Below are 6,457 nucleotides of genomic sequence, written 5' to 3' on the forward strand. Positions count from 1 at the left end.
TCTTTTGGTCTTAGGGGGAGGCCGGAACTACTGCGCGACCTGGGTGATCTCGAACGGGACCGGCTGCTGAGCAGCGTGCGGGTGCTGGTCGCCCGCGTAGACCTTGAGCTTCGAGAGCATCTGACGGCCCAGGCTGTTCTTGGGGATCATGCCCTTGATGGCCTTCTCGACGGCCTTCTCGGGGCTCTTGGCGAGCAGCTCGTCGTAACGGACGGAGCGCAGACCACCCGGGAACCCGGAGTGGCGGTACGCCATCTTCTGGGTCTTCTTGTTGCCGGAGAGGTGAACCTTCTCGGCGTTGATGATGATGACGAAGTCGCCCATGTCCATGTGGGGGGCGTAGATCGCCTTGTGCTTGCCGCGGAGGAGGTTCGCAGCCGTGGTGGCCAGACGACCCAGGACGATGTCCTGCGCGTCAATGATGTGCCACTGGCGCGTCACATCGCCGGGCTTGGGGCTGTACGTACGCACGGTCGTAGCCTTCGCTTCTTCAGTGAGTGGGTCCTGACAAGGCCACCCGGACGATCACACCAGCCTTGGCGGCGCTGCGGGGACGCAACCCGAGTGCCTGCCGCTGGTCATCGGCCCGGTGGACCGGCGTAAGGGCCCCTCGCGTGAGAACGACCAAGCCAATACGCATAACAAACCAGAAGAATACCGTTGCTCCCCCGCACGGGTCAAAACAGCCCCGGAACCCCGGCCCTGTCGGGGTTCCGGGCCGTGTCACCACCGCTCCGGCCGCCGCGCGCTACCGCGCCCGTTCCACCCTCCGCTCGTCCCACACCGGCTCCGCCGTCTCGCGCACGACACCGTCCGAGCCGAACACCAGATAGCGGTCGAAGGACTTCGCGAACCACCGGTCGTGCGTGACGGCCATCACCGTTCCCTCGTACGCCTCAAGGCCGTCCTGCAGCGCCTCCGCCGACTCCAGGTCCAGGTTGTCCGTCGGCTCGTCCAGCAGCAGCGCGGTCGTTCCGGCCAGCTCCAGGAGCAGGATCTGGAACCGTGCCTGCTGCCCGCCGGACAGCTTCTCGAAGGGCTGGTCGCCCTGGCGCTCCAGCTCGTAGCGGCGCAGCACGGACATCGCCCCGCCGCGGTCCTTGGCGTGCTCCGTCCACAGGATCTCGACGAGCGTCTTGCCCAGCAGCTCCGGATGGGCGTGGGTCTGCGCGAAGTGCCCCGGCACGACCCGGGCCCCGAGCTTCCACTCCCCCGTGTGCGCGACCTGCTCGCCCGCGAGGAGCCGCAGGAAGTGCGACTTCCCCGATCCGTTCGAGCCGAGCACGGCGACCCGCTCCCCGTAGAAGATCTCCAGGTCGAACGGCTTCATCAGCCCGGTCAGCTCAAGGTTCTTGCAGGTCACCGCCCGCACCCCGGTCCGGCCGCCGCGCAGCCGCATCTTGATGTCCTGCTCGCGCGGCGGCTCCGGCGGCGGGCCCGCGTCCTCGAACTTCTTGAAGCGGGTCTGCATCGCCCGGTAGCGGGACGCCATGTCGGGGCTGATCGCCGCCTGCTGCCGCAGCCTGTGGACCAGCGCCTTCAGCCGGGCGTGCTCCTCCTCCCAGCGCCGCAGCAGCTCCTCGAACCGGGCGAACCGGTCCTTGCGGGCCTGGTGGTACGTGTCGAAGCCGGCGCCGTGCACCCACACGTCACTGCCCGCCGGGCTCGGCTCCACACTGACGATCTTCTCGGCGGCCCTGGACAGCAGCTCGCGGTCGTGGGAGACGAACAGGACCGTCTTACGGGTCTCCTTGAGCTTCTCCTCCAGCCACCGCTTTCCGGGGACGTCGAGATAGTTGTCCGGCTCGTCGAGCAGCAGCACCTCGTCGGGACCGCGCAGCAGCGCCTCCAGCACCAGCCGCTTCTGCTCACCGCCGGACAGCGTGCGCACCTCGCGCCACTGCGCCTTCTCGTACGGGACGCCGAGCGCGGCCGTGGTGCACATGTCCCAGACGGTCTCGGCCTCGTACCCCCGGGCCTCCGCCCAGTCGCTCAGGGCCTGCGCGTACTTCATCTGCGCGGCCTCGTCGTCGACGGCGAGGATCAGCTCCTCCGCCCTGTCGACCGCCAGGGCCGCCTCCCGGATACGCGGCTGGGACACCGAGACGAGCAGGTCCCGGACCGTGCGTTCGTCGCGCACGGAACCCACGAACTGCTGCATCACCCCGAGCCCGCCGCTCACCGAGACGGAACCGCCGTGCGGCTGGAGCTCCCCGGAGAGCAGCCTGAGCAGTGTCGTCTTGCCGGCTCCGTTGGCTCCCACGAGGGCGACCACGGCCCCGTCCGCCACCCGGAAGGAAGCGTCGCCGAGCAGCACCCGCCCGTCCGGTAGGTAGTACTCCAGATGGCCCGCTTCAAGATGTCCCATGCACAGCATTGTCACGGCCCGCGAAGCCCTGGCCCAACCGGTTTACGTCTCCTCTAGGATTCGCCGCATGAGCTTTGGGCAAGGGGAGCCCTCCTGGGGGCCCGGGGGCACACAGACTCCGGACTGGGCAGCGCTGGCCGACGAGTCCGCCGCGCGCAACCGGCGCAAGAAGTGGCTGCTGATCGGCGGCGGCGTGCTCGCCACCGCGGCGATCGGCGCGATCGTGGCCACGGCGGTGATCTCGACCAACAAGAGCAACACCTCCGGCAAGCACGCGAGCGACCTGCCCGCGGCGACCGGCCTGCCGAACGAGACCGCCGAGCCCGAGCCGTCCTTCTCCTCGGTGGCCCCGCCGCCCCCGCCGAACCCGAAGGACTACATCTCCAGCGCGAAGAAGGACCGGGCGCCGATCACCGTCGACGGGTTCTTCCCCGGCAAGAAGCTGACGATGGGCGACCGGGTCTACGTCAAGGGCGCGACGCAGCAGACGAAGAACTGCGCCGCGACCACGAAGGGCGCGCTCGGCTCGATCCTGGTGAACAACGGCTGCGACCAGGTCGTGCGGGCCACGTACAGCAAGGACGGCGTCGCCGTCACCGTCGGCCTCGCGGTCTTCCCCACGGAGGCACAGGCCAAGAAGGCGGCCCGGCAGGCCACCGGCAGCATCGCCACGCTGAGCGGCGCGGGCGTGCCGGCCTTCTGCCCGCCGGGATCGGTCTGCCGCCGTACCGCCAACTCCTACGGCCGGTACGCCTACTTCGCGATCAGCGGGTTCACCAACGGCAAGAGCGTCACCACGGCCGACAAGAGCGTCTACGCCACCGGTGACGACCTGACGACCTTCACGTTCCGTCAGATCCACCGCCGCGGCGAACTCCAGGCCTCGGCCGCGGCCACCGCACCCGCCGGCTGACGCAGCGCGGAGGGGTGCCTGCAACGGGAGGGCGCACGCCTCGGCATCGTCGCCCCCAGGACGACGCGGATCAAAAGCAGCGCCGCCGCAGCGCGAAACCCGCAACGGACACCGGACCAACAGACGAAGGAGCACAATGAATCGTCGACGAACGGCCGGCGTTCTGACAGCGGCGGTGTCCGCGGTCACGCTGGCGGCATCCGGATGCTCGTCTCCCGCGGAATCCCACCCCGCGAGCAAACCTTCGGCATCACCCCACGGGGCCCGCCAAGCAGTGGAATCGTACGTGCGCGCCCTCAACTCCCGTAGCGTTCCCGACCTGATGAAAGTCGGCGACGTCCCGGACGAGGACTGGTCACGGCGGGAAGCAGCCCGGATCCTTGCCGCCGACGGCGGCAAGGATCTAAAGATCACGGACGTGCGCATCGACTACGACATAAGCCCCGACACCGGATCAGCCGAACTCACCGCGACAGGCCGGACGGGCACCACTCTCCGCGACACCTTCACCGTGATCCGGACGGCAGGTGCGTGGCATCTGGTGATCTTCGAGGACCGCCCCCTCCCACCAGGCAAGGAATCCTCGTCCACGGACAGGTCGTCGTCCTGAGGGACGGACCACAGTACAGGCAGGTCCGACCGGACAGGGCCCGCCACCGGGCCTCAGCAGCAGCCGCCCCCGGGAAGCGTGCGCACATTGCGCGCCTCCACGGCGCGGGCGGCCAGCAACTCATCGGCCGGGTAGGCGACTTCCTCCAGCGTCAGCCCGTGCGGACGCACCACGTGCACCCCGGGGTCGCGCACCCGGGCCACGAGCACCTGGGCCGGCCACTCGGCCGGACGGCGCCCGTCCCCGACGAAGAGCGCCGCGCCGATCAGCGCGCGGACCATGTTGTGGCAGAACGCGTCCGCCTGCACGGTCGCCGTCAGGATCCCGGTCGCCTCGTCCCGTTCCCAGCTCAGCTTCTGCAGCGTACGGATGGTCGTCGCGCCCTCGCGCTTCTTGCAGTACGCGGCGAAGTCGTGCTCCCCGACCATCCGGGCGGCCGCCTCGTTCATGGCCGCCATGTCCAACGGCCGGTCGTGCCACAGCACATGACCGCGCACCAGCGGATCCACCCCGCCGGGCCGGTCGGCGACGCGGTAGGCGTAACGACGCCACAGCGCCGAGAACCGCGCGTTGAAACCGTCGGGCGCCGGCGCGATCCGCCAGATCCGCACATCGGGCGCCATCCGCCCGGCCATCCGCCGCAGCAGCTTCTCCCCGTGCTCGGCCCACACCTCGTCCGGCAGATCGACATGCGCGACCTGCCCCCGCGCGTGCACCCCGGCATCGGTCCGCCCGGCGACGGTCAGGTCGTACGTCCGCGAGGACCGCGTCACGGTCCGCAGGGCGTCCTCGATCTCCCCCTGGACGGTCCGCCTGGCGGTCTGCTTCGCCCAACCCGAGAAGTCCTTGCCGTCGTACGCCAGGTCCAGCCGCACCCGTACGAAGCCGGGCTCCACTTCGTCACTCACCCAAGGGTCCTTTTCCGCAGCTACTCACAGGTACATACGGAACGGGCCCGCACCGCCCCGAAGGGTGATGCGGGCCCGTCCAGTGGTCTCAGAACGCTCAGGCGTCCTTGGACTCGGCGTCGTCGGCCGGCTTGGCGTCCTCGACGGCCTCGGCCGGAGCCTCGTCCTTCTTGAGGGCGTCTTCCTTGACCGCACGCTTCGTGGCGGCCTCGGCCTCACCGGTGGCCTGCTGGGCCACGGTCAGCGCCTCGACCAGCTCGATGACCGCCATCGGGGCGTTGTCGCCACGACGGTTGCCGATCTTGGTGATGCGGGTGTAACCACCGGGGCGGTTCTCGTACCGCGGGGCGATCTCGGTGAAGAGCGTGTGCACGACGCCCTTGTCCGTGATCGACTGCAGCACCAGGCGACGGTTGTGGATGTCGCCCTTCTTCGCCTTGGTGATGAAACGCTCGGCGACCGGACGCAGGCGACGGGCCTTGGCCTCGGTCGTGGTGATGCGGCCGTGCTCGAACAGCGACTTCGCGAGGTTGTTGAGAAGCAGCTTCTCGTGCGCGGCGCTGCCGCCCAGACGGGCACCCTTGGCGGGCTTCGGCATGGTGTTTCTCCTTGTGTGCTGCACCGGCCGTATCAGGTACCGGTGTCAGTTCCCGTGCGGCGGACGCCACACGGAAGTTCAAGAGCCGACGGGCAGGATCAAGCCCGTCCGGCGATCGAGGACAAAGCCCTCGCCCGGTCCGGGGCACCCAGAGAACCCGGGCACCCCGGCCGGAGGCGAATCAGTACTGCTCGGTCTCCACGAAACCGGCATCCGCGTCGTCGTCCGCGCCGAACGCGTCCGCCGCGGCGGTCGGGTCGAAGCCGGGAGGCGAGTCCTTCAGCGCGAGGCCCATACCGGCCAGCTTCGCCTTGACCTCGTCGATCGACTTCGCACCGAAGTTGCGGATGTCGAGCAGGTCGGCCTCGGAACGAGCCACGAGCTCACCCACGGAGTGGATGCCCTCGCGCTTGAGGCAGTTGTACGAACGGACCGTGAGCTCCAGCTCCTCGATCGGCAGCGCCAGATCGGCGGCGAGCGCGGCGTCCGTCGGGGACGGGCCCATGTCGATGCCCTCGGCGTCGATGTTGAGCTCGCGCGCCAGACCGAACAGCTCGACCAGGGTCTTACCGGCCGAAGCCATGGCGTCACGCGGACGCATGGCCTGCTTGGTCTCGACGTCGACGATCAGCTTGTCGAAGTCGGTGCGCTGCTCGACACGGGTCGCCTCGACCTTGTACGTGACCTTGAGCACCGGCGAGTAGATGGAGTCGACCGGGATACGGCCGATCTCCTGGCCCGCCTGCTTGTTCTGGACGGCGGAGACGTAGCCGCGACCGCGCTCGACGGTCAGCTCCATCTCCAGCTTGCCCTTGCCGTTCAGCGTGGCCAGGACCAGGTCCGGGTTGTGGACCTCGACACCGGCCGGCGGGGCGATGTCGGCAGCGGTGACCAGGCCGGGACCCTGCTTGCGCAGGTACATCACGACCGGCTCGTCGTGCTCCGAGGAGACGACCAGCTGCTTGATGTTGAGGATGAGGTCGGTGACGTCCTCCTTGACGCCCGGCACGGTGGTGAACTCGTGCAGGACACCGTCGATCCGGATGCTGGTGACAGCGGC

General features: G+C 69.1%; 7 protein-coding genes and 1 pseudogene. 2 read left to right on the top strand and 6 right to left on the bottom strand.

Annotation, left to right across the window (positions count from 1 at the left end):
• Positions 1-27 precede the first annotated feature (27 nt).
• The 3 genes and pseudogenes from rplM to BT364_RS44275 form a co-directional block, all read right to left on the bottom strand.
• Entirely contained in the window at positions 28-471 is a 444-nt protein-coding gene (rplM, locus tag BT364_RS20760; protein WP_072486702.1) for a 50S ribosomal protein L13, read from the bottom strand.
• Positions 472-748: 277 nt separating this feature from the next.
• Complete coding sequence (locus tag BT364_RS44270; protein WP_371268629.1) at positions 749-1,492, bottom strand: ATP-binding cassette domain-containing protein; 744 nt, start codon at positions 1,490-1,492, stop codon at positions 749-751.
• A gap of 366 nt (positions 1,493-1,858) precedes the next feature.
• Positions 1,859-2,260 (bottom strand): annotated as a pseudogene (locus BT364_RS44275) (ATP-binding cassette domain-containing protein); the annotation flags it as partial.
• A gap of 175 nt (positions 2,261-2,435) precedes the next feature.
• On the opposite strand from BT364_RS44275, the gene BT364_RS20770 reads away from it, so the two are divergent.
• Both BT364_RS20770 and BT364_RS20775 read left to right on the top strand, forming a co-directional pair.
• Positions 2,436-3,281, top strand: a complete 846-nt coding sequence (locus BT364_RS20770) for a hypothetical protein (RefSeq protein WP_072486703.1) — start codon at positions 2,436-2,438, stop codon at positions 3,279-3,281.
• Positions 3,282-3,567: 286 nt separating this feature from the next.
• Positions 3,568-3,891: a hypothetical protein gene (locus tag BT364_RS20775; protein WP_072486704.1), complete on the top strand. Its 324-nt coding sequence runs from the start codon at positions 3,568-3,570 to the stop codon at positions 3,889-3,891.
• Positions 3,892-3,944: 53 nt separating this feature from the next.
• Here the strand turns inward: BT364_RS20775 and truA are convergent, their stop codons facing one another.
• The 3 genes from truA to BT364_RS20790 form a co-directional block, all read right to left on the bottom strand.
• Positions 3,945-4,799 (bottom strand): tRNA pseudouridine(38-40) synthase TruA, encoded by an 855-nt coding sequence (gene truA, locus BT364_RS20780; protein ID WP_072486705.1) that lies wholly within the window; start codon positions 4,797-4,799, stop codon positions 3,945-3,947.
• A 97-nt stretch (positions 4,800-4,896) separates the two neighbouring features.
• Positions 4,897-5,397, bottom strand: a complete 501-nt coding sequence (rplQ, locus tag BT364_RS20785) for a 50S ribosomal protein L17 (protein WP_072486706.1) — start codon at positions 5,395-5,397, stop codon at positions 4,897-4,899.
• 181 nt (positions 5,398-5,578) lie between these two features.
• On the bottom strand, positions 5,579-6,457 hold an 879-nt coding region (locus BT364_RS20790; RefSeq protein ID WP_072486707.1), incomplete at its 5' end, for a DNA-directed RNA polymerase subunit alpha.

The sequence above is a fragment of the Streptomyces atratus genome (assembly GCF_900119365.1).
Lineage (GTDB): Bacteria > Actinomycetota > Actinomycetes > Streptomycetales > Streptomycetaceae > Streptomyces > Streptomyces atratus_B.

What these genes read in the sequence shown, in the direction of transcription:
- BT364_RS44270 (WP_371268629.1), bottom strand. Translation starts at nt 1,492, where the DNA reads ATGGCGTCCCGCTACCGGGCGATGCAGACCCGCTTCAAGAAGTTCGAG.
- BT364_RS20770 (WP_072486703.1), top strand. Translation starts at nt 2,436, where the DNA reads ATGAGCTTTGGGCAAGGGGAGCCCTCCTGGGGGCCCGGGGGCACACAG.
- rplQ (WP_072486706.1), bottom strand. Translation starts at nt 5,397, where the DNA reads ATGCCGAAGCCCGCCAAGGGTGCCCGTCTGGGCGGCAGCGCCGCGCAC.